Raw genomic sequence first — 19,789 nt, forward strand, 5'->3', positions numbered from 1 at the left:
GGCGGCGCATCGCGCCGCGGGACAGCGTCGTGGTCGGTGGGGCAGCGTCGTGGTCGGTGGGGCAGGGGGCGTGGGAGGGGCGTCCGGGGCGGCGGCCGGTCCCTGCCGTCACGGCCGGGACCGGCACTCGGTCAGCCGCGTGCGGGTACGGAGGCGTCGCCGGGTCCGGTCGGCCGGATGCCCGGGTCCGCCGCCGGATCCGCCGCCCGTGTCGGTGACGGCAGGTGGGTGAGGCCGGCGGCCAGGGACGCCGGGGTGGCGTGCCGCATCACCTGGTCGAGGGTGGCCGCGGGGCCGAAGTGGTCCCGCAGGCGCTGGAGCAGGCGGGCGGCGAGCAGCGAATGACCGCCCAGGTCGAAGAAGTTGTCGTCGATGCCGACCCGCTCCAGCCCCAGGACGTCGGCGTACGCCTCGGTCACCACCCGTTCGGCCGGTGTGCGCGGCTCACGGATCAGGGCCGGGACGCGCCGGGGCTCGGGCAGGGACCGGCGGTCCACCTTGCCGTTGACGGTCAGCGGCATGCGGTCCAGCACCATGATCCGGGCGGGCAGCATGAAGTCGGGCAGCACCCGGGCCAGGGCGTCGCGCAGGGCGCCGCCCTCCAGGGGCGTACCGGTCCCGGACGCGCCCACCGCGTAGCCGGTGAGTTCCTTGCCGCCGCGTCCGTCCGGCCCGGCCACCACGGCGGCCTGCACCACGCCGGGGAGGGCGGCCAGGGCGGCCCGCACCTCGTCCGGCTCGATCCGGTGCCCGCGGATCTTGACCTGGTCGTCGTTGCGGCCGGTGAACTCCATCGTGCCGTCCGGCAGCCTGCGGGCGAGGTCGCCCGTGCGGTACATACGGCTGCCGGGCGGGCCGTACGGGTCGGCGACGAACCGCGCGGCGGTCAGTCCCGGCCGGCCCAGGTAGCCGCGGGCCACCTGGTCGCCCGCCAGGTACAGTTCGCCGGCCAGCCCGTCGGGGACCGGGCGCAGCCCCGCGTCCAGCAGCATCACCCGGGAGCCGGGCACCTCGCCGCCGATGCCCGGGCGCGCCGGCCAGCCGGCCGGGTCTCCGGTGACCTCGCCGGCGGTCACCACATGCGTCTCCGCCGGACCGTAGTGGTTGTGCAGGCGCTTGCCGCCGCGGGCGCAGAGGGAGCGCAGCTGAGGTCCGACGACCAGCGCCTCGCCGGCCTGCACCAGGTGCCGCAGGTCCGGCAGCGACTCGCGCTCCCCGTCGGCGAACTCGCACAGGGCCGCCAACACGGGGGTGGGGGCGAACAGTTCGGTCACCCGGTGCTCCCGCAGCCAGGCGGTCCACGCGGCGGCGTCGGCGCGGGTGTCGGCATCGGGAACGGCCAGCGTCCGCCCCGTGCACAGTGCGGTGAGGACCTCCTGGGTGGCGACGTCGAACGCCATCGAGGTGAACTGGGCCGTCACCGCGTCCGGTTCGGCCGGGAAGCGACGCTCGTGCCAGTCCACCAGCCGGTCCATGGCGGCGCCCGGCATCACCACGGCCTTCGGCGTTCCCTGCGTCCCGGAGGTGTGCACCACATAGGCGGGGTGGCCGGGCAGCCGCGCCGGCCGGACCCGGCCGCCGCCGGCCGGCCGCCCGGAGGACACGAGGTGGGGTTCCAGCCGCATCCGGGGCACGGTGGCGTCGACGAGCGCCAGGGCCTCGTCGAACTCCCGTTGGTGGACGAGCAGTACGGGACGCCCCTCGGCGGCCAGCGCCGCCACACGGGGAGCGGGATGGCGCGGGTCGAGCCACAGGTAGGCGGCGCCGGCCTTGAGCACCGCGAGCATCGCGGTCACCGCGTCCCGGCCGCGCCGCAGGCAGAGCGCGACCACGTCCTCGGCTCCGATGCCCCGGGCGGTCAGTTCTCCGGCGAGCCGGTCCGAGGCCTCGTCCAGGCCCTGGTAGTCCAGCACCCCGCCGCCGTCCACCACGGCCGCCCGCCGGGGAGCCGCGCGCACGTGTGCCGCGAACCGCCCGAGGACGGGCATGGGCGCGGGCAGCGGCTCGGTCGCGTGCGGTCGGGCCTCGGCGACCGCGGGCGTGACCGGCCGCGTGGCGGGCACGGACAGATCGGCGGCCAGCGCGTCCAGGGCTTCGACGAACCGCGCGCCGATGTCCCGGGCACCCGCTTCGCCGAGCCTGTCCGGTCGGTACTGGACCCGGACCGCAATCCGCTCGCCGGGCGAGACCAGCACACAGAGCGGGTAGTGGGTGCCGTTCTCCACCCGGCTGGACGTCACCCGCAGGTCCGCTCCCCACCGGGTGGCGAAGGCGTCGGTGTACGTCTCCAGCACCACGACCGTGTCGAAGAGTTCCCGCAGCCCCGCCGCCCTGGTGATCTCCGCGAGACCCAGCTGCTGGAAGGGCATCATCGCGGTCCGCTGCTCCTGGAGGGCCGTCAGCAGGGCGCCCCGGTCCCCGGCCGCAGCGGTGTCCACCCGTACCGGCACGGCGTTGTTCATCAGGCCCACCATGGACTCGACGCCGGGCAGGTGGGGCGGACGGTCGGCGACGACCGTGCCGAACACCACGTCGGTGCGGCCGGTCAGCTGGGCGAGGACCAGCGCCCAGGCGCCCAGGACCAGGGTGTTGAGCGACAGGGCCCGCTCGCGGGCCTTCGCCCGCAGGGCGGCCGTGCGCTCGGCCGGCAGCTCGAGGAGCACCGTGTGGGGACGGGTCCGCGGCGCGTCGTCGCCCGGCGGGGTCAGCAGCGTCGGTTCGGTCACGTCGCCGAGCAGCGCCTGCCAGTGCTTGCCCGCCAACTCCCCGTCCTGCTCGGCGACATGGCGGAGGTAGCCGAGCGCCGACGGGCCTGCGGCGAGCCCCGGCACGGAGCCCGAGGCGGCCTGCCCGTACAGCTCGGCCAGGTCGGCCAGGGCGACCTGCATCGACCAGCCGTCCATCAGGATGTGGTGGTAGCTCAGCAACAGCCTGGACCCGCGTGCGTCGAGGCGGAGCAGGACGGCGCGCAGCAGCGGTGGCACGGCGAGGTCGAACGGCTCGTCCCGGTCCCGGCGGGTCTCCTCGTCGGCGGCCCGCGCCCGGTCCGCCTCCGGCAGCAGGGTGAGGTCGACCTCCTGCAGCGGGACCGCGACGGTGTCCGGCACGGACTGCACGGCCTGCCCCCGGCAGTCCCAGCGGAACCCGGCCCGCAGCGCCGGATGCCGCTCGGCGAGCGCGTTGAGCGCCTGCCGCAGCGCGGCCGCGTCGACCGGCCCTTCCAGGTCGAGCACGGTCTGGACGTGGTAGGGGTCGGCGCTCCCCCCGCCCTTGTGGGCGTGGTAGAGCAGCCCTTCCTGAAGCGGGGAGCACGGCCAGCGCTCCTCCGTGAGCCCGTCGGCGGGTTCCTCGGCGCGCTGCTCGGGCACGGCCGGTGCCGCCGACCGTGCCCGAGCCGGTCCGCCGGCGTCCGCCGCGCGGGCGAGGGCGGTGAGCACCGCGGCCCACTCCTCGGCCAGGCCCCGCGCGTCGGCGCCGTCCACCAGCCGCGACGACCACCGCCACAGCGCGGTCAGCAAAGGCTCGCCGGTGCGCTCGTCGACGACCGCGTTGACCTCCAGTGGGTGGGACAGCGGCTGCCGGGCGGCCCGGTGGATGCCCAGGACGGGCGCCTCGGCGGCGTACGGCCAGGGGTCACGGCCCGGAATCGCGTACCGGCCCAGGTAGTTGAAGAGCACCGGCCGCTTCGGCGCGGCGGCGAGCAGTCCGGCCGTCTGCGGATGCCGATGTCGCAGCAGCCCGTACGACGCCCGGTCGCGCGGCACGTGACGCCACTGCTCCCGTACGGCGTGTACCGCGTCGGCGAGGGCCGCGTCCGGTGCGGCGGCGTCCGCGGAGGTGCCGGCGGCCCGTGGGGGACAGGTCAGGCGCACGGGGAACAGGCAGGTGAACCAGCCCACCGTGGCGGAGACGTCGGCCGGCGCCGCGCCGTCGTCCGTCACGGCGTCCCGGCCGTGGCCTTCGGTGTCCAGGACGAGCGTGCCGAGGCCGCCGCGCCGCGCTGCCGCCACCGTCAGCGCGGTCAGCAGGAGTTCCTGGGTCGTGGCGCCGTAGTGTTCCGGCGCCGTGGTGAGCAGGGCCCGGCCCACCCCGGCGGGCAGCACCGTCTCCAGGGTGCGCGAGGTGGCGACGGTGTCCAGGCCCGGGTCCAGCGGGCCGCGCGCCGGCCACGGCGTGGCCGCCGGGACGCTCGCCGCCCGCCAGTGCGGCAGCGTCGCCAGCACCTCGGGGCTCTCCGCCCGCGTGTTGTGCGTCTCCACCCAGCCGCGGTACGGGGCGGCCGTGCCCCAGGCGCCGAGCAGGCGCGGATCCTCGGCGGCCCGCGCCAGGTCCTGCGTGAGCACCTGCCAGGAGACCCCGTCCACCACCAGGTGGTGCACGGCCAGCAGGAGCCGGCCCGGCCGGGCGGGCCCGGCGTCCCACCACACGGCGCGGAGGGTCCGCCCCGCGGGCAGGTCCAGCGTCCGCATCGCGCGGCCCACCGACTCCTGGACGGCGCGGGGCGACGGGGCGTCCGGCAGTTCCCGCACGTCCACCACGTCCAGCAGGGCGCTCGCCGCCACCTCGCCCGGCGGCAGCACCTCGGGCCGCCACACCGCGTCGGCGGCCGGGTCGGGCAGCCGGGTGCGCAGGGCGTCGTGCCGGTCGAGGACCGCCTGCAGGCCGTTCGCCAGCGCCTCGCGCTCCAGCCCGGGCGGCGTCTCCAGCAGCACCGACTGCACGAACTCTTCGACGCCTTCGCCCTGTTCGCGCAGCCACAGGGCGATGGGCGGCAGTCCGAGGCCGCCGGTGGCCGACTGGTGCAGCAGGTCCGCGGCCGGTGCCGCCGCCTGCGCGGCGGCGGCCAGCGCGCCGGGAGTGCGCAGGCGGAAGACGTCCTGCGAGCTGATGGCCACGTTCTCCCGGCGTACCCGGCTGACCAGGCGCATCGCGGTGATGCTGTCGCCGCCGAGGGCGAAGAAGTCGTCGTCGGTGCCCGTCTGCGGCAGGCCGAGCACCTCGGCGAAGGCCGCGCACAGCGCCCGTTCGGCGGGCGTGCTCGCCGTGCCGGTTCCCGCCCGGACGGTCGCGGGCGCGGGCAGCGCCGCCCGGTCCACCTTGCCGTTCACGGTCAGCGGGATCTCGTCCAGCAGCACCACGGCCCTCGGCACCAGGTACTCGGGCAGCACCCGGCCCAGCCGGTCGCGCAGGTCGTCCCCGGTGACGCCGCTCGCGTCCCGTTCGGGAACCGCGTAGCCGACCAGCCGCCCGTCCCGCGCGACGACGACCGCCCGGGCGACCCCCGGCAGCGCGGCCAGCGCGGCCCGGGCCTCGCCGGGCTCGACCCGGTGTCCGCGGATCTTGACCTGGTCGTCGTCGCGCGCCAGGTACTCCAGCGCCCCGTCCGTCCCGCGTAGGGCCAGATCGCCCGTGCGGTACATACGGCTGCCGGGTGGGCCGTACGGGTCGGCGACGAACCGCTCGGCGGTCAGTCCCGGCCGGCCCAGGTAGCCGCGGGCGACCTGTTCCCCCGCGACGTACACCTCGCCGGACCCGCCGGCCGGCACCTCGGTGAGATCCGGGGCGAGCAGCCGTACGGTGACCCCGGGCAGCCCGGTGCCGATCGGCACGCGCCCTTCCGGCACCGTCGCGCCGGACGGCAGGGCGTGCAGGGTGGTGAAGGTGGTGCACTCGGTCGGCCCGTAGACATGGCCGAGCTCCAGATGCGGGCAGGCGGCCCGGACCCGCGCGAACGCCCGGGCGTCGGCGGCCTCGCCGCCGGTCAGGACCGTGTGCAGTCCGCGGAGCGCGCCCGGGTCGTCGGCGGCGATCTGGTGGAACCAGGCGGTGGTGAGGAAGACCCCGGTGACGCCGTGGTCCGCGACGAGGGCGGCCAGCCGGTGCGCGTCCACCCGGTCCTCGGCCGGCACGACCACCGTGCCGCCCCGCGTGAGCGGCAGCCACAGGTCGTGGCTCAGCGCGTCGAAACCGAGCGCGGAGACGAGCGCCGTCACCCGGTGCCCGGGCCCGTCCCAGTGCGGGTCGGCGGCGAAGCGTCCCAGATTGCGGTGGGTGATCTGGACGCCCTTGGGCCGGCCGGTCGACCCGGAGGTGTAGAACACGCAGGCCACGCGGTCGAGTTCACCGTCCGGCACGGCCGGGTCCAGCGCCCCGGCCGCCGGGGAGGCGGCACCCGGCGAAGCGGCCACGGCGACCGGGCACGGGCCGCCGGGGCGCGCGGTCTCGCCGGCGGGCAGGAGCACCGCCACGCATCCCGCGTCGGCCTCCACGGCCGCCAGCCGTTCCGCCGGCGTACGCGGATCCAGCACCACCGCGGCGGCGCCGGTCTCGAAGACCGCGAGCAACGAGGCGACCAGCCGGGCCGAGCGCGGCAGCCGCAGGGCGACGGCGGCCCCCGGCCCGACCCCGGCCTCGCGCAGGAGCGCGGCCAACTGACCTGCCCAGGCGCTCAGTTCGCCGTAGGACCACCTGGCGTGGCCCTCCTCGACCACCGCGGTGCGGTCCGGCTCGCGGAGTGCGGTCGCGGCGACGGCGCGGTGCACGGGCAGGGGGACACCGGCGTCGCCGACCGGACGGACGGATGCCTGTGTCGCTGCTGAAAAGATCATGGGCCCTATACAAAACGCCCCGAATTGACATCCCGTGCGGGCGCCACCCGGATGGCGCAACCGGAACATCCGATCGGGTGCACAAGATCTCCGCGCCCCCTCCCGCCGATGCAACTCCCCGTCCGCGTGGAGAAGTTCGAGGGTGACGTCCCGCCAGGGGGTGCGCGCCCCTCGCCGCGCGCCCCCGGCTCCTTCGCACGGAGGCCCGGGCTGCGTCAGGAGCGCTCCCCGTCCGCTTCCCGCGCGGCGGCTCCGGCCGGAGGATCAGTTGCGGTCGAGTCGCGGCAGCTCGGCGCAGAGGCGGGTGGGCAGGGCCGGAAGGACCTGGTGGATGCCCGCGCATCCCGCGTCGCCGTTCGTGGTGACCGGCCGCCAGCCCGAGGGCTCGGCCCGGTAGAACCAGCGCTGGGAGACGTGCGAGGAACAGCCGGCGTCGGCGTCACCGCACACCGGGCCCATCCGGGTCGACAGCTCCAGCACGAGCCAGGCGCCGTCGCAGCCGCGTTCCTCCCAGGTCGTGTGACGGGGGACGTCGGTGTCGTTGACGGCCTGCCTGTACGAGGACGAGGTGCAGCGCGGAGGGGTGGGGTCGCAGCCGTTCTCGCCGCACTTGCGCAGGGCGGGCGGGGCGGCGCCCGCGGGGGTGTACACGCTCCCGCTGTTCACCATGACCCTGCGGGAGTCCAGGGGCTCGCCCAGCTCCACCGTCGTTTCGACCCGCCGGACCCCGGTGCAGCCGGACTCCCGGTCCATGGCAGGGGACTCGTACGTGACCTGCACGTACATCGTGCCGTTGGCGACGGATTCGAGCGTGCCGCGCAGGCCGCGCACGCACGTGCCCGCGCCGCCGGGCACGTCGACGCCGATCACCAGGGACCGTCCGCCGGCGGCCGTGCGGACGTCGTCGACGCGGATCGGAGCGGAGACCGTCCAGGACGCGGCCGAGGCCGTGGCCGAGTCCGTCGTCTCCCCGGGCGTCCCGGCGGTCCCGGCACCACAGCCGACGAGCATGCCCAGGGCCGCTCCGGCCATGACCGTCCGCAGGCTCCGCCGCCCCATGCCCCTGCCCCCGTTCGCACTGAGGGGCGAAAGTCTAGGGGGTGTCGGACATTCCCCGCGACGCCGCGACGCCGCGGGGAATGTCGGACACCCCTAGCGTGCCGGCCGAGGCATGGCCTGACCCGCCCGGGCGCCCGTGCACCGGGTGCACGCCCGTCGGCCGGACCGCTGGAAGGCGAGGGTCGCCCGGCCGAGCGCCAGGCCGTATGCGCAGAAGCCCCCGTACGCGACCACGACCACCCACGGCGCGTGGTCGGTGATGCCCAGCTCGGTCAGTCCCGTCCAGGACAGCACGCCCAGCACGCCCAGGAAGATCCCGAACGGCGCGAGCGCGCCCGCTCCCGCCCAGCCCAGCGCCAGCAGCGGCAGCCGGGGGAGTGCCAGGCCCCAGGGGCGGGTCAGGGCGAGGGCAAGGACCATGCCGGCCAGGGCGAGTACGGCGGTGACGTCGACCCCGTGCTCGTACAGACGGATGCCCAGGTCGCTGGTGTACCGGGGATCCATCCCCGGTTTGCCCGTGCCGGTGTAGCCCACGGTCGCGCCCAGAGCCCACGCGGTCTTCAGCGTCGCGTACGGGACGAGGGCCGCGACCGCGACGAGGCCTGCCCTGGTCCGCCGCGCCACCGGAGCAGGGGCCTCGTGGCCTCCGCAGTACCCGCACCGTCCGCGCGCCCGTCGCCGGTGCGCCAGCGCGGCGCGAGCCCACAGCGCCGCGCCCGTCACCGCGAAAGCCTGGTTCGCCCAGGCCGCCCAGTCCATCGGAGGCTGGTTGCGGCCGAGGAAGACGGCGAGCAGGTGCGCCGGGCTGAACAGGAAGGCGAAGCCCGAGGTCAGGCAGAGCGCGACGACCGGCCAGGCGAGGCGGGACGGCCAGGCCCGGTCCGGGCGGCGGGGCAGCGCGTACGCGAGCAGGGCGGCGGCGCCGTACAACCCCGCCGTGGTCCACTCGGCGACCGTACCGGTCGCCTTGCCGAGCAGGGCGTATCCGTACGCGGGGCCGGTCAGGGCGGCGGCGACGGCGCCGGCCGCGTACAGCACCGACCACCGGAGCGCGGCGGCCTCCGCCCAGGACGGCCAGCAGGCCGTGAGCCGTTTCCAGGACGTCGAGGTGTTCCGGGTCTTCCAGGTCATGGGGCGAGCCTGGCCGTCGTACCGGTCCCGTCACATCGTCCGCCGGACGGACACCCGGCGCGGGGCTCCGCCGCCCGGGGGAGCCGGGTGTACGTCTCGGGCCGCCGTGCGTCAGTCGCCGACCGGGACGGACGGCTCCCGTGGCGTCGGCCCGACCGGTTCCCGTGGCGGGACGGAAGGGGGAAGGGCCGCGGGCTGCCCGCTGGGGCGGCGGCGACGGGCGAGGTGGGTGCCGGTCAGGGCCAGGGCCGCCGACAGGGCCGCGGAGGTGAGGAGTTGGGGGCGGGTGGCGGGGGACAGGGCCATCAGGACCATCAGGGCGGCGATGGCGCCGATCACCATGCGGGTGGTGGCCGGGAAGCCGCGGGTGCGCAGCACCAGACGACCCGAACGTTCCAGGGACCGGCGCAGCACCAGGTGGGAGCAGGCCAGCGCCAGCCACATGAACAGCATCGCCGCGCCCATCGCCTTGGCCAGCAGGGGGAGGGCCGCTCCCGGGGCCACCGCCTCCGGGACGACCGCGGCGAAGCCGACGGCCGCGGCGGCCGCCACCGCGCGGGCCGGCACCCCGCGCCGGGTCCGGCGGGCGAGTGCCCGGGGCGCCTCGCCGCGTTCGGCGAGGGAGTGCAGCATGCGGGAGGTGCCGTACAGGTTGGCGTTGAGGGCGGAGAGCAGGGCCACGAGGATCACCGCCTGGGTGATCACGTCCGCGTGCGGGATGCCGAGGCGGACGAGCGCGGCGACGTACGGGCTCTCGTCGGGGCGCGCCGACCGCCAGGGCAGGAGCAGCACGAGGACGAGCACCGAGCCGAGGTAGAACAGGGCGATCCGCCAGATCGCGGTGCGGACCGCGGTGCGGATGCTGCGGCCCGGGTCGTGCGACTCGGCCGCCGCCATGCCGATGACCTCCATGCCGCCGAAGGCGAACACCACTCCCAGGAGCGCCGTCACGATCCCGGACAGGCCGTGCGGGGCGAACCCGCCGTCACCGGTGAGGTGCGACAGGCCCGGTGAGCGGGTGCCGGGCAGCAGGCCGAGCAGGGCCGCGGTGCCCAGCGCGATGAAGGCGAGGACCGCCAGGACCTTCAACGAGGCGAACCAGAACTCGGCCTCGCCGAAGGTGCGGACGTCTGTCATGTTCACGATGGTGAAGACCGTCATCGCGGCGAGCGTGAACACCCATGTGGGCACGGTCGGCCACCACGCGTGCAGGATCGCCGCGCCCGCCAGGGCCTCCACCGCGATGGCGACCGCGGTGACCCAGGTGTACAACCAGCCGGTCGTGAACCCGGCCCAAGCCCCCAGTGCCCGGTGTGCGTAGACCGAGAACGAGCCCGACTCCGGTATTGCCGCGGCCAGTTCGCCCAGCATGCGCATGATCGCCAGGGCGAGGGCGGCGGCCAGCAGGTACGAGACGAGCACCGCGGGGCCGACCGTGGCGAGCCCGGCGCCGGTGCCGACGAACAGTCCGGCCCCGATCACACCGCCGAGGGCGAGCATCGCCAAATGGCGGGAGCGGAGTGCGGCTTGGGCGGTTCGGGCGGGGGGTGGCGTCACGGATTTCCCTTGTGCAAGCGGTTCGTCGGTGGGGGGCTCGGTTGACCAGGTTGGCGCAATCTGTGTTAGAAAAGCTATCAGCGTTTACAAGTCGCGCTAGCGTTTAGGCAGCAACAAGATTCGCACTACCGTGCGAAGGGGGATTCATGCCTGCACCGTCCATCACCCATGCCCGCGGCACCACCGCGGGCCGCGCGCCCGCGGATCTGCGGGACGTCATGCGCCGCTATCCCACCGGAGTGACCGTCCTCAGCAGCGGCAGTGCGGAGAGCGCCGTGGCCATGACCGTCAACGCGTTCACCTCGGTCTCGCTCGACCCGCCGCGCGTCCTGGTCTCCGTCATGAAGACCGCCCGCGCCCACCCCGTGATCACCGCAAGCGGCCGGCTCGGGATCCACCTGCTCGCCGCCCATCAGGGCGACGTGGCACGCCTGTTCGCCTCCCGCGAGAAGCCCTCCGGACACACCCTGGGGGCCTACCTCGACCGCTCCGCCGAGGGGCACGACGTGCTGCCCGGCGCCCTCGCCTCGCTCGCCTGCGAGATAGAGGACACCTACTCCGGCGGGGACCACAGCCTCTTCCTGGCCCGCGTCCTGCACACCACGTGCACCGAGGAGCCGCAGGACGCCCTGGTGTTCCACCAGGGACGCTTCACCTCCGCCGCCGCGGAACGGAGTTGAGGCCGCAGGCGGGCCCGCACGCCGCACCGGCGGCGGGTTCACCGACGACCCCGGCGGATTCGGCCGCGACTCCGGCGGATTCGGCCGCGCTTCCGGCCACGGCCGAGGATCCCGCCGCGGTCTCCGGTCAGGACACCCGTGCCGTCGGCCTGGCCGCCGTCCGCGGCGCCATCGCCGTCGACGCCGACACCGCGCCGGCCATCGCCCGGGCCACCCACGACCTCCTCACCGCACTGCTGACCGCCAACCGCCTGGAACGGGACGACCTGGTCAGCCTGATGTTCACCCAGACCCCCGACCTCACCGCCACCAACCCCGCGCTCGCCCTGCACGAGGCGGGCTGGGACCTGCCCGCGCTCTGTGCGCAGGACGCCGCCTTCGCGGGGGCTCCCGCGCGCACCCTGCGGGTGCTGGCCCACCTCCGCTGGGCCCGGCCCGGCCGGCCCGTCCCGGCCTACCTCGCGGGCGCGGCACCGACCCGGCCGGCGGCGTCCGGGCCGGGCAGCACCAGGGAACCTGACAAAGTCTGAGCCGGTTTCCGGGGAACCCGTGCCCGAGGAACCGGTCTCTTCCGAGCCGACCTGAGCCGTCCCGCGTCGATCGAATCCAACGGTCCATCCGTTCCATCCGGTCCGTCCGTCCGATCCGATCCGACTCGAGACCGCCGCCCGACCGATCACCGCTTGCGGAGCGAGCCCCGGACGCAGCCCCGTGCTTCGTCAGGCCCGGGTCCGGACCCGACCCGGCTCACCGCCCCGGCGCTTCCGCGCCCCGATGCCCGCCCCTCTCCCACCTCCCACCACCCGTCGTACGCCCTCGTCCGCCGACGCGTACGCGCCCTCCGAGGATTCGCCATGCCCGAAACCGCCACCCACCCCGACCTCCCCGCCGCGCAGAACCCCGCGGCCCCCGTCCCCGGCCCGGCCCTCGCCACGGTCCTCGACAGCCTCGCCGCCGCCCTCGGCCCCGAGCACGTGATCCGGTCCGCCGGCGGTGCCGCCGAGCCGCTGCCCGCCGAGGCCAACGTCTCCGCCTTCGCCGCCCGACCGCTGCACGCCGTCCTGCGCCCCGGCAGCACCGAGGACGTACGGCTCGCCGTCCGCGCCTTCGACGCGCTCGGCGGCACCCGCGCCGGGCTGCCCGGCCTGCACGCCGTCTCCACCGGCCGCAACTGGGGCCTGGGCTCGAAGGAACCGGCCGCCGGGCCCGTGGTCCGCCTCGAACTCGACCGCCTCGACGCCGTCCGCGCCCTCGACACCGACGCCGGGTACGCCGTCGTCGAGCCCGGCGTCACCCAGGCCGCCCTCGCCGCCCGGCTCGCCGGCACCGACCGCATGCTCAACGTCACCGCCTCCTCCGGCCACACCTCCCTCGTCGGCAACCTCGTCGACCGGGGCGTGGGCCTGCGCCGCCAGCGCACCGAGGACCTGCTCGGCCTGGAGGCCGTGCTCCCCGACGGGCGCCTGGTGCGCACCGGCTGGTGGCCGGACACCACTGCGGGCGCCGCCGCCAACCCGTACGGCCTGGGGCCCAGCACCCTGCACCTCTTCACGCAGTCACCGCTGGCCGTGGTCACCGCCGCCGTGGTCCGGCTGCTGCCGCGCCCCGAGGCCCAGCGCGTGGTCCGGCTCTCCTTCGGCCGGGAGCGGCTGCCCGAGGCCGTGGACCTGATCCGCCGGTGGCGGGCGGGCAACGTGGTGTCCGGCGTCGTGAAGATCTACGACACCGCCTCCACCGCCACCTACGGCGGCGAGCGCGGCCACGGCTACCTCGCCCACCTGTGCGTGGACGCCACCGCCGGCACGCTCGGCGCCCTGACCGGCGCGCTCGTCGAAGAGGCCCGCGCCACCGGCCTGTTCGACCGGATCGCGGCCGGTGAGGAGCCCGCCGCCGACGACACCGTCTCCCAGGTCGTCCAGGCCGCCTACGCGGGCTCGGTCGAGTTCAACGAGGACATGCTCGCCTCCGCCACCGGCACCCGCGCCGACCTCGTCGACACCGAGGGCAACGGCTGGCTGTTCTTCCTGCCGCTGATCCCCTTCACCGGCCCCGACACCTCCCGCGCCCTGGCCCTGCTCGACACCATCCACGCCGAGACCGGCATCCGGCCCGGCGCCACCGTCAACGCCCTCGACGCCGACGTCATCGACCTGGTCGTCTCCTTCCCCTTCGACCGGGCCACCCAGGCCGAGGCCGCGCACCGCGCTCTCGACCGGGCGTACGAGCTCTTCGCCCACTCCGGCTGGGCGCCGTACCGGCTGGACGCCGCGCACGGCGGCTGGGGCCGCACCCACGCACCGGACGCCGCCGACGCCGAACTGGTCGGCACCATCGCGGACTTGGTCGACCCGCACCGCACGCTCGCGCCCGGCCGCTACCTCTGACCACCCCGCCCCGCTCACCGAAGGACCCCCGCCATGACCAGGAGCACCTCCGTGACCACGACCCCGTCCCCGACCACCGACGCCGAAGCGGGCCGCACACACGTCCCCGACACGGCCGAGGCGATCCTCGCCCACGCTCGCACCCTCGTCCCGCTGCTCCGCGAGGCCGGCCCCCGCATCGAGGCCAACCGCACCCTGCCCGAGGACATCGTCGCCCTGCTGCGCGACGGCGGCGTCTTCCGCGCCGCCATGCCCAAGACCTGGGGCGGCCCGGAACTCACCTCCATGCAGCAGTGCGAACTGATCGAGACCCTCGCCACCGGCGACGCCTCCACCGCCTGGTGCGCCATGATCGGCATGGACTCCGGCATCTACTCCGGCTACCTCGACGAGGAGGTCGCCCGTGAGATGTACCCCTCGCTCGACCTCGCCAACTCCGGCTGGATCTACCCGCAGGGCCGCGCCGTGCGGACCGAGGGCGGCTACCGGCTCACCGGCCGCTGGAAGTTCGGCTCGGGCTCCGCCCACTGCGACTGGCTCGGCGCCGGCTGCCTGATCGTGGACGAGGACGGCAACCCCGAGCCCGACCCGGTCTCCGGCGAGCCCACCCACTGGCGGGTGCTGATCTCCCGTCCGGAGGCCTACACCTTCCACGACACCTGGCACACCACCGGCCTGGCCGGCTCCGGCAGCCAGGACTACTCCTGCGAGGACCTGTTCGTCCCCGAGGAGCGCACCTTCAGCTTCTCCGACCCGCGCCGCACCGGCCCCCTGCACTCCAGCCCCGACGCGATCCTCCGCAAGATGTCCGGCATCCCGCTCGGCATGGCCCGCGCCGCGCTCGACCACGTACGCGAGATGGCCGCGCACCGCACCGACCGCGAGACCGGCACCCCGTGGACGCAGGACCACCGGGTGCAGAGCACCATCGCCCGGCTGGAGGGCGAACTGCTCGCCGCCCGCTCGGGGGTGTACGCCAGCCTGACCCGCCAGTGGGACGCGCTGGCCGGCGGCACCGAGCTGACCGACGACGCCCGGGTGGCCACCGCCATCGCCCGCCGGCACGCCTTCCGCACCGCCCGCGACATCGTCCAGACCCTCTTCGACCTGGTCGGCGGCTCCTCCGTCTACAAGCCCTCGCCGCTGGACCGCTGGCTGCGCGACGCCTGGACCATGAACCAGCACGCCGTCGCCCAGGACTCGATCCTCCAGCTCACCGGCAACGTGCTGCTCGGCGGGAAGTCGACCAGCCCCTTCTTCTAGACCGGCCCGTCCCGGCCGGGCCGTTCCGGACCCGGCCGGTTTCCCGTACGTCGTAGAGAAAGGTGTCACGACCCATGGCTCCCACGGCTCCCACGGCTTCCCAGGATCCCGCGGGCCGGATACGCGTCGTGCTGTTCTCGGAGGTCAACTCCAAGCTCGGCTCGCCGTTCCTGAGCATGCTCCACGGCCATCCGCAGGTCGACCTGGCGGCGGTGGTCACCTCCCCGCAGGGCAAGCGCTGCTCGTACTTCACCGACGACCCCGAGCAGGTCGACCTGGTCACCCAGGGCGCCGCGCTCGGCGTGCCGGTGCTGAGACCGTCCTCGGTCAACCGCCCCGCCTTCGTCGAGGAGTTGGAGGGCTACGGCGCGGACTACTTCGTCGTCGCCAACTTCCAGCAGATCCTGCGCGAGCGGCTGCTGTCGGTGCCGCGGGTCACGGCGGTCAACTTCCACCCGTCCCCGCTGCCCGCCTTCGCCGGCCTCTCGCCCTTCTACTGGATGATCCGCGAGGGCGCGACCGAGTCCGCGGTCTCCGCCATAGAGATGGCGCCCGTCCTCGACAGCGGTGACCTGATCATGCAGCACCAGGTGCCGCTGACCGGGAACGAGACCGCCATAGAGCTGCGCACCGCGCAGGAGCGGGCCAACGTCCTGATGCTCCTCGAGCTCATCCCGCAGCTCGTCGACCGCAGTTACCGCCCGATCCCCCAGGACCCGTCCCGGCGCTCGTACTTCGGCCGCCCGTCGGACGCCGACCTGCGGCTGGACTTCCGTTCGCCGGCCGCCGTCGTCGCGCGGCACGTCCGCGCCGGTTACCGCTCGCCCGGCGCCTGGACCGCCGACGAGGCCGGCCGCCGGGTGCGGATCCTGTCCGCCGACCCGGCGCCCGCCGACGCGCCCGGCCGGCCGCCGGTGCCGGGCCTGGTCGTGCACGGCGCGGCGGGCCGGATCTTCGCCGGCTGCGCCGATGGCTGGCTGGAGGTGCTCACCACCGAGTGCGACGGCCGGGAGACCGCGGCCGGCGGCACCGGCCAACTGCCCGACGGCACCCGGCTGGTCTCACCGAACACCCCGGCACCCGGCGAGCCGGTCTCCGTGGCGGGCCGGGTCTCCGCTTCCGGCCCCGCCGCCGTACCCGGCCCGGCCCCCGTACCACCGCCCGCCCCCACCCCCGCCCCCGTCCCCTGAGGTCCGTACCCCATGTCACTGAACGAACAGCTCCACGGCGAGCACCCGCCGACCCTCGGCAAGGTGCTGCACGTCCCGGCCGGCCAGGGCCCCTCGGTCTGGCTCAACGGCGACGTCTACACCGTCAAGGTCGACACCGCGCAGTCCGGCGGGACCATCACGCTGCTCGAGGCGTCCGTCCCGCCCGGCGGCGGCCCGCCCGCCCACGACCACCGCAACGAGGACGAGGCCTTCTACCTCCTCGAAGGCGAACTCGAGTTCTACGCCGACGGCCAGACCTACGACGTACGCGCCGGCGACTTCGTCTTCGTCCCCAAGGGCACCGTGCACCGCTTCCGCAACAAGGGCCTGCACGCCGCCAAGCAGCTGCTGATCTTCACCCCGAGCGGCTTCGAGGAGTTCTTCCTCCAGGCCGGTGTCGAGGCCCGCCCCGGCGAGCCGATCCCGGTCTTCGACCCGGCGGACAACCCCCGGGCCAAGGAGATCGCCGAGTCGCTCGGCTCGTACCAGATCGCCGAGTCGCCCGGGGACCCGCAGCCCGGTCCGGCCGGCACGAAGGGGGAGTGAGCCGTGCCCTTCGCCATCTACGTCCTGGGCCTCGGCATCTTCACGATGGTGACCAGCGAGTTCCTGGTGGCCGGGCTCATGCCCCAGCTCTCCGAGGACCTGGGCACAGGCATCCCGCAGATCGGTTACCTGGTCTCCGTCTACGCCGCCGCCATGGCCCTGGGCGGGCCCCTGCTGACCGCCCTGATGCTGAGGCTGCGTCAGAAGACCGCCCTGGTCCTCCTGTACGCCGTCTTCCTCGCCGGCCAGGCGCTCGGCGCCCTCGCCACCGGCTACGGCCTGATGGTCGCCGCCCGCCTGGTCACCGGAGCGGCCTCCGGCGCGTTCTTCGGCGTCGCGCTCGCCGTCTGCGTCCGCATCACCGGGCCCGAGGTACGGGGCCGGGCCACCTCCATCGTGCTCGGCGGCCTGATGGTCGGCACCGTGCTGGGGCTGCCGCTGTCACAGCTGGCGGGGGAGCAGTACGGCTGGCGGTTCGCGTTCTGGGCGGTGGCCGCCCTGGCCGCGCTGGCCCTCGCCGTCACCTGCGGCGCTGTCCCGGCCCTGCCCAAGGAGGAGACGGGTGGCGCCGGCGGCTCCGTACGGGCCGAGCTGGGTGCGTTCCGCAACGCCCGGCTGTGGGCCGCCTTCGCCACCAGCATGCTGATCATCGGCGCGACCTTCGCCGCCTTCTCGTACTTCGTGCCGATCCTCACCGACGTCACCGGCTTCGCCGCGGGCACCGTCCCGCTGCTGCTGGTGGTCTACGGCGCCGCCACCGTCGTCGGCAACGCCGTCGTGGGCCGGCTCGCCGACCGCCACACCATGACGGTGCTCGGCACCGGTCTGGCGCTGAACACCGTGTTCCTGACGGTCTTCGCGCTCGGCGCGGGCAACGCGGTGACGGCGCTGGCGGCGATGACGGGCATCGGACTGGTCGGCGTGACCATGAACCCGGCGATGGTGACCCGCGTGATGCGCACCGCCAACGACCGTCCGCTGGTCAACACCGTCCACACCTCCTTCATCACCCTCGGCGTGGTCGTCGGGTCCTGGGGCGGCGGCATCGGCGTCGCGCACTGGGGCCTGCGCGCCCCGCTGTGGACGGGCGCGGTCATGGCCGTGCTCGGCCTGCTGACGCTGCTGCCCGACGCCCTGCGCCGGACCGCCTCCTCCGCCTCTTCCGACTCCTCCGCCTCCGACGGCTCGTCCGCGCGCTCCGCCGCGGACCCCTCGCTCCCGACGACCGAAAGGCCGACCCGTGTCTGACCCCACCACGCCGTCCTCCGCACCCGCGCAGGACCGGGTCGCGCTGGTGACCGGCGCCAGCCGTGGCATCGGCGCGGGCATCGCCCGCCGACTGGCCGCCGACGGGATCCGGGTGGCGCTCACCTACACGCGGGGCGCCGCGGCCGCCGACGAGGTGGTCGGCGCGATCGAGCGGGCGGGCGGCAGGGCCCTGGCGATCCGGGCGGACGCCTCCGGGCACGAGGGCCCGGCAGCCGCCGTGGAGGCCGCCGTCGCGCACTTCGGCCGCCTCGACATCCTGGTGAACAACGCCGGCTACATGGACGTCAGCGGGGCCGAGCTGACCGACGTGACCCCCGAGGTGGTCGACCGCACCCTGCACGTCAACGTGCGCGGCGCGCTGCTCACCGCGCAGGCGGCGGCCCGGCATCTGCCCGAGGGCGGCCGGATCGTGAACATCGGCTCCTGCCTCGGCGAGCGGGTGCCGGGCGGCGGGATGACGCCGTATGCGGTCAGCAAGGCCGCGATCCTGGGCCTGACCAGGGGACTCGCGCGGGACCTGGGCCCGCGCGGGATCACCGTCAACCAGGTGAGCCCCGGTCCGGTCGACACCGACATGAACCCGGCCGACGGGCCCTCGGCCGACTTCCAGCGGGCCGGCACCGCGCTGGGCCGCTACGGCGCCCCGGCGGACATCGCCGAGGCGGTCGCCTACCTGGTCTCGCCCGGTGCCGCGTTCGTCACCGGCGCCACTCTCGCGGTGGACGGCGGGGCCACCGCCTGACGCACGCACCCGCGTGAGGGGCCGGGCCGTCGTGGGCGGTTTCTAGGGGTCGTCGCAACACGTGGTCGTGTTGGTCAGGCCGCGAGTAGTTTATGCAGGCGCTCGGCCGGGGTTTCCCAGCCGAGCGTTTTGCGTGGGCGGCGGTTGAGCTGGTCGGCGACGGCGGCCAGGTGCTCGGGGTCGTGGACGGACAGGTCGGTGCCTTTGGGGAAGTACTGCCGCAGCAGGCCGTTGGTGTTCTCGTTCGAGCCGCGCTGCCAGGGGCTGGCGGGGTCGCAGAAGTAGACCGGGATGTCGGTGGCGAGGGTGAACTGCGCGTGGCGGGCCATCTCGCTGCCCTGGTCCCAGGTCAGGGACCGCATCAGCTGGGCGGGCAGGGTCTGGACGGTGGCGGTCAGGGCAGTCAGGACGGCCTCGGCTCCGTGGTCGCCGGGCAGGTGCAGGAGCATGACGTAGCGGGTGGCGCGTTCGACCAGGGTGCCGATCGCGGACCTGCCGTCCTTGCCGATGATCAGGTCGCCCTCCCAGTGGCCGGGAACGGCCCGGTCCTCCACCTCGGCGGGCCGTTCGCTGATCATCACCATCGGGGTGGTGAAACGCGGCTGGCGGCAGTTCGCCTGCCGCTGGGGTCTGCGGCGGGCCCGCCCGGAGCGCAGGGCGCCGGCCAGCTCGCGCCGCAGCTGACCCCTGCCCTGGACATAAAGTGCCTGATAGACGGTCTCGTGGACCACGTGCATCTCCGGCCGCTGGGGGAACTGTGTCCGCAGAGCGTGGCATATCTGCTCCGGGCTCCACTTCTCGTCCAGCATCGTCTGGACGGCGTCCCGCAGCTCGGGGTTCCGGAGGATCTTGCGGGGCTTGGGGCGGGGACGGCGGGCGTCGGCGCGGGCCTGGGCGGCGTGCGGGCGGTAGTGCCACTGGCCGCGTGTGCCGTCGGTGCGGTTGCGGCGGATCTCCCGGCTGACCGTGGACGGACTTCGGCCCAGCTCCGCGGCGATCGCCCGTACCGTGGCCTTCTCCCGCAGCCGGTCCGCGATGTGGATCCGCTCGTCCTCGCTCAGGTATCGGGACGGACCGGAAGCCGGCACCACCAGATTGATCGGTGGTACCGGCTTCCGGTTGCGTTCCCCGGAGCGGCCGTTGCGCCACTTCCGACCGGTCCGCTCATCGATGCCGACAATCCGGCACGCTTCGGTGTTGCTGTATCCCTGCCGCACGAGCCGGGAGTATGCCTCCCGCTCCCGGGACAACTTCTTACGCCCCTGCGGTGTCCGGTCCGCTCGGATCTGGAAGTCCATCGCACCCCTTGAACTGGGGTGTTGCGACAACCACTAGAACC

13 protein-coding genes are annotated in these 19,789 nt (G+C 74.9%); 8 read left to right on the forward strand and 5 right to left on the reverse strand.

Annotation, left to right across the window (positions count from 1 at the left end; translation table 11 throughout):
* Positions 1 to 131: 131 nt before the first annotated feature.
* From ESG85_RS15630 to ESG85_RS15645, 4 genes are all read right to left on the reverse strand, one after another.
* Positions 132 to 6,608 (reverse strand): non-ribosomal peptide synthetase, encoded by a 6,477-nt coding sequence (locus tag ESG85_RS15630; protein ID WP_164986250.1) that lies wholly within the window; start codon positions 6,606 to 6,608, stop codon positions 132 to 134.
* Between the two features lie 264 nt (positions 6,609 to 6,872).
* Positions 6,873 to 7,667 carry a hypothetical protein gene (locus ESG85_RS15635; RefSeq protein ID WP_246095053.1) on the reverse strand — a complete coding sequence of 265 codons (795 nt, stop codon included), beginning with the start codon at positions 7,665 to 7,667 and terminating at the stop codon, positions 6,873 to 6,875.
* A 93-nt stretch (positions 7,668 to 7,760) separates the two neighbouring features.
* Complete coding sequence (locus tag ESG85_RS15640; RefSeq protein ID WP_128979674.1) at positions 7,761 to 8,798, reverse strand: hypothetical protein; 1,038 nt, start codon at positions 8,796 to 8,798, stop codon at positions 7,761 to 7,763.
* A 111-nt stretch (positions 8,799 to 8,909) separates the two neighbouring features.
* The gene (locus ESG85_RS15645; protein ID WP_246095055.1) at positions 8,910 to 10,355 is read right to left on the reverse strand and encodes an amino acid permease; all 1,446 of its coding nucleotides are present in this window, start codon (positions 10,353 to 10,355) and stop codon (positions 8,910 to 8,912) included.
* Between the two features lie 146 nt (positions 10,356 to 10,501).
* On the opposite strand from ESG85_RS15645, the gene ESG85_RS15650 reads away from it, so the two are divergent.
* From ESG85_RS15650 to ESG85_RS15685, 8 genes are all read left to right on the forward strand, one after another.
* Complete coding sequence (locus ESG85_RS15650; RefSeq protein WP_128979676.1) at positions 10,502 to 11,035, forward strand: flavin reductase family protein; 534 nt, start codon at positions 10,502 to 10,504, stop codon at positions 11,033 to 11,035.
* A complete protein-coding gene (locus ESG85_RS15655) occupies positions 11,032 to 11,565 on the forward strand; it encodes a chorismate mutase (RefSeq protein WP_164986251.1) in 534 nt (177 codons plus the stop codon). Before ESG85_RS15650 ends, ESG85_RS15655 begins: the two co-directional genes overlap by 4 nt.
* Before the next feature lie 324 nt (positions 11,566 to 11,889).
* Positions 11,890 to 13,419 (forward strand): FAD-binding oxidoreductase, encoded by a 1,530-nt coding sequence (locus ESG85_RS36620; protein WP_128979680.1) that lies wholly within the window; start codon positions 11,890 to 11,892, stop codon positions 13,417 to 13,419.
* A gap of 33 nt (positions 13,420 to 13,452) precedes the next feature.
* Positions 13,453 to 14,682: an acyl-CoA dehydrogenase family protein gene (locus ESG85_RS15665; RefSeq protein ID WP_128979682.1), complete on the forward strand. Its 1,230-nt coding sequence runs from the start codon at positions 13,453 to 13,455 to the stop codon at positions 14,680 to 14,682.
* A 74-nt stretch (positions 14,683 to 14,756) separates the two neighbouring features.
* Positions 14,757 to 15,872, forward strand: coding sequence for a methionyl-tRNA formyltransferase (locus ESG85_RS15670; protein ID WP_181019040.1), 1,116 nt, complete (start codon positions 14,757 to 14,759; stop codon positions 15,870 to 15,872).
* Between the two features lie 12 nt (positions 15,873 to 15,884).
* The gene (locus ESG85_RS15675) at positions 15,885 to 16,439 is read left to right on the forward strand and encodes a quercetin 2,3-dioxygenase (RefSeq protein WP_128979684.1); all 555 of its coding nucleotides are present in this window, start codon (positions 15,885 to 15,887) and stop codon (positions 16,437 to 16,439) included.
* Between the two features lie 3 nt (positions 16,440 to 16,442).
* A complete protein-coding gene (locus ESG85_RS15680; RefSeq protein ID WP_128979686.1) occupies positions 16,443 to 17,687 on the forward strand; it encodes an MFS transporter in 1,245 nt (414 codons plus the stop codon).
* Complete coding sequence (locus ESG85_RS15685) at positions 17,680 to 18,450, forward strand: SDR family NAD(P)-dependent oxidoreductase (protein WP_246095057.1); 771 nt, start codon at positions 17,680 to 17,682, stop codon at positions 18,448 to 18,450. The genes ESG85_RS15680 and ESG85_RS15685 overlap by 8 nt, the downstream gene beginning before the upstream one ends.
* A 74-nt stretch (positions 18,451 to 18,524) precedes the next feature.
* Here ESG85_RS15685 and ESG85_RS15690 read toward each other — a convergent pair whose 3' ends face one another.
* Positions 18,525 to 19,748: an IS30 family transposase gene (locus tag ESG85_RS15690; RefSeq protein WP_128977433.1), complete on the reverse strand. Its 1,224-nt coding sequence runs from the start codon at positions 19,746 to 19,748 to the stop codon at positions 18,525 to 18,527.
* Positions 19,749 to 19,789 lie beyond the last annotated feature (41 nt).

This window comes from Streptomyces roseicoloratus (genome assembly GCF_004117935.1).
GTDB classification, from domain to species: Bacteria; Actinomycetota; Actinomycetes; order Streptomycetales; family Streptomycetaceae; genus Streptomyces; species Streptomyces roseicoloratus.